3 protein-coding genes are annotated in these 2,675 nt (G+C 38.6%); 2 read left to right on the top strand and 1 reads right to left on the bottom strand.

The window, feature by feature from the left end; all coding sequences use genetic code 11:
- Positions 1–296, bottom strand: a 296-nt coding sequence (locus F6K13_RS27490; protein WP_287289063.1) for a methionyl-tRNA formyltransferase, incomplete at its 3' end; no start/stop codon positions are given.
- Positions 297–1,015: 719 nt separating this feature from the next.
- Between F6K13_RS27490 and recF the strand changes: the two genes are divergently transcribed.
- Both recF and psb27 read left to right on the top strand, forming a co-directional pair.
- Positions 1,016–2,188 (top strand): DNA replication/repair protein RecF, encoded by a 1,173-nt coding sequence (recF, locus tag F6K13_RS27485; protein ID WP_124145958.1) that lies wholly within the window; start codon positions 1,016–1,018, stop codon positions 2,186–2,188.
- Positions 2,189–2,347: 159 nt separating this feature from the next.
- A partial coding sequence (gene psb27 / locus F6K13_RS27480) for a photosystem II protein Psb27 (protein WP_287289061.1) occupies positions 2,348–2,675 on the top strand: 328 nt, incomplete at its 3' end.

The raw sequence follows: 2,675 nt of genomic DNA, 5'->3' as shown, positions 1-2,675 counted from the left end.
TCTAAAATTTCCGCAGACAAAATCTGTCCATAAGCAACTACCACAAATACATCTACTTGTGCTTGTCGTAATAAATTGAGAGTTTCAGTATGTTTTTTAACTCGACGGGGTTGCCAAACAGGGATACTGTGAGAAACTGCTAATGACTTAACTGGAGATGGGATGAGCTTATTGCCACGTCCCCGTCGCTTATCAGGTTGAGTGACAACTGCCACAACTTCAATTTCTGGCCGAGTTAATAATTTTTCCAGAGTGGGAACAGCAAATTGGGGTGTGCCAAAGAATATTATTTTCATAGAATTTAAGCAAGAAGTCAAAAGTCAAAAGTCAAAAATTAAAAGTCAAAAATTAAAAGTAAGATTTTATAGAAGCTCAAAACTTTGATGCTACAGTAATTTCAGGAAATTATTTAACACTTAAAGTTTGAAACTATTTGTGACATTTTTCAAGTGAATTGGTACAAGATAGGGGAGCTGTTGGATTGGTGAGGTACAAAAGTCAGAAGTAATCCCTGACGCTCGTTAGTATACTTAATAATAGGAGTTTTATGTTGAGAAACTAAGACGTTATAGTTAGATATTTGGGGCGGTTTTATTTAATCTGGTGGTTAAACTCGTTAATTTAAACGTCGTGACTTCTAGTAAATATGTAGGGTTTGCTGATTAATTCTCAAAGTATTGATAAATATAAGGTATTAGCCTTTTTGGGGTTCAAAAAAGTGCCAGCTTTTCGGTGCAAAGAGCTGCAAAAAGCTAGTATAGCGCTGTACGCAGGCAACAGCTCATCTGGCAACAGGCAACAGGGGGAATAAAAAACCGATAATATAAGACTTTTAGCTATTGGACATCTCCTGCAATTTGTAAATATGCCAGCGCACATTGCTATATTTTTGGCTGACTATGGTTGAAAAATCAAAGGACAATTCTTACTTCTACCTCCTCGCTCATTCCCATTTCTCCCCTCCACCGGAGGGGTTAGGGGTGGGTTGTCTCCTGTCTCCTGTCTCCTAGTGAATATGTACCTTAGACATTTACATTTACGACAGTTTCGGAACTATCTAGATCAAAAAGTTAATTTTGATGCTGCCAAAACAATTTTAGTGGGAGATAATGCCCAAGGTAAATCTAATCTACTGGAGTCAGTAGAGTTACTTTCCACTCTCAAATCTCATCGGGTTAGTCGCGATCGCGATTTAATTTTAGATGGCAAACCAGCGGGACAAATACAAGCTAACTTAGAAAGACAAGTTGGCAATATTGAGCTGACTTTAACTGTACGGAGTCAAGGTAGACGCACTGTAGCAATTAATGGTGAAACTTTACGTCGCCATTTAGACTTTTTAAGCATTCTGAATGTGGTTCAGTTTTCCAGTCTAGATTTAGATTTAGTCAGGGGTGGACCTGAAGTACGCCGTCACTGGTTAGACCGACTATTGGTACAGCTCGAACCTGTCTATGCTCACATTCTGCAACAGTACAATCAAGTTTTGCGCCAACGGAATGCTTTGTTAAAGCAGATTCGCCAACAGAAAATGGCAGCAGAAACTACTGGTTCCATAAATCCTATTTCTACTCAGGAGTTAGCTTTGTGGGATGCCCAGTTGGCAACTACTGGAGCGCGGGTAATTCGCCGAAGACAGCGTGTTTTACAGAGGTTAGCACCGTTAGCAAGTGAGTGGCACCGGGCGATCGCTGGAAATATGGAAGTTTTGCGGATGGAATATTTAGCGAATGTGATGGTTGATAGCAAGGAATTGATTATTCAAGATAGTTTGGATGGCGTGCGTCAAGCTTTTTTAGAAAAAATCAAGGTACGGGCGATCGCCGAACAATATCAAGGTACTACAGTAGTAGGTCCTCATCGAGATGATGTAGTTTTTACTATTAATGATACTCCAGCAAGACAATATGCTTCTCAAGGACAGCAGCGCACTTTGGTGTTAGCGTTAAAGTTGGCGGAGTTGCAACTTATTGAGCAGGTAGTAAGGGAACCGCCGTTGTTGCTATTGGATGATGTGTTGGCAGAGTTAGATTTGCATCGACAAAATCAGTTGTTAGAAGCAATTACTGACCGTTTTCAAACTTTGATTACTACTACTCATTTAGGGTGTTTTGATGGTCAGTGGTTACAAGATACTCAAATTCTTTCGGTGCGATCGGGACAAATTAGTTATTTCTGGGATTTTTGATTATTTGATCGTGGTCAAACAATTGACATTTGACAAAAATCAAAAACTGTAGTAGACAGATATTTTTTTGATATATAGCTACACTAAAATTTCAAATTGAGCTAGACTATACTATGAAATAATCAATAACGAATTAGCCACCATAGCAAACAAAGTTCTATGAAACGTTTTATTTCTCGTGTACTAGCCTTAGTTTTAGTTTGTGTAATAGGTTTGATGGGCTGTTCTAATAATCCCGCAACTTTAACTGGAAATTATCAAGAAGACACATTAGCTTTAATAAATACCTTAAAAACAGCTATTGAGTTACCAGAGAATACAGAAAGTAAGGCGGAAGCTCAAGCAATAGCACGTCAAACAATTAATGATTATGCCTCTCGCTACCGACGTGATAATTCTGTATCGAATTTACCTTCATTTACTACTATGCGAACTGCTCTTAATTCTTTAGCAGGGCATTATAGTTCTTATCCAAATCGTCCTGTGA

It is taken from the genome of Okeania sp. SIO2B9 (genome assembly GCF_010672505.1).
In the GTDB taxonomy this organism is placed as follows: domain Bacteria; phylum Cyanobacteriota; class Cyanobacteriia; order Cyanobacteriales; family Microcoleaceae; genus Okeania; species Okeania hirsuta.
Note: the sequence above shows the minus strand (reverse complement) of the source record. Positions and strands in the feature narration are given on the sequence as shown.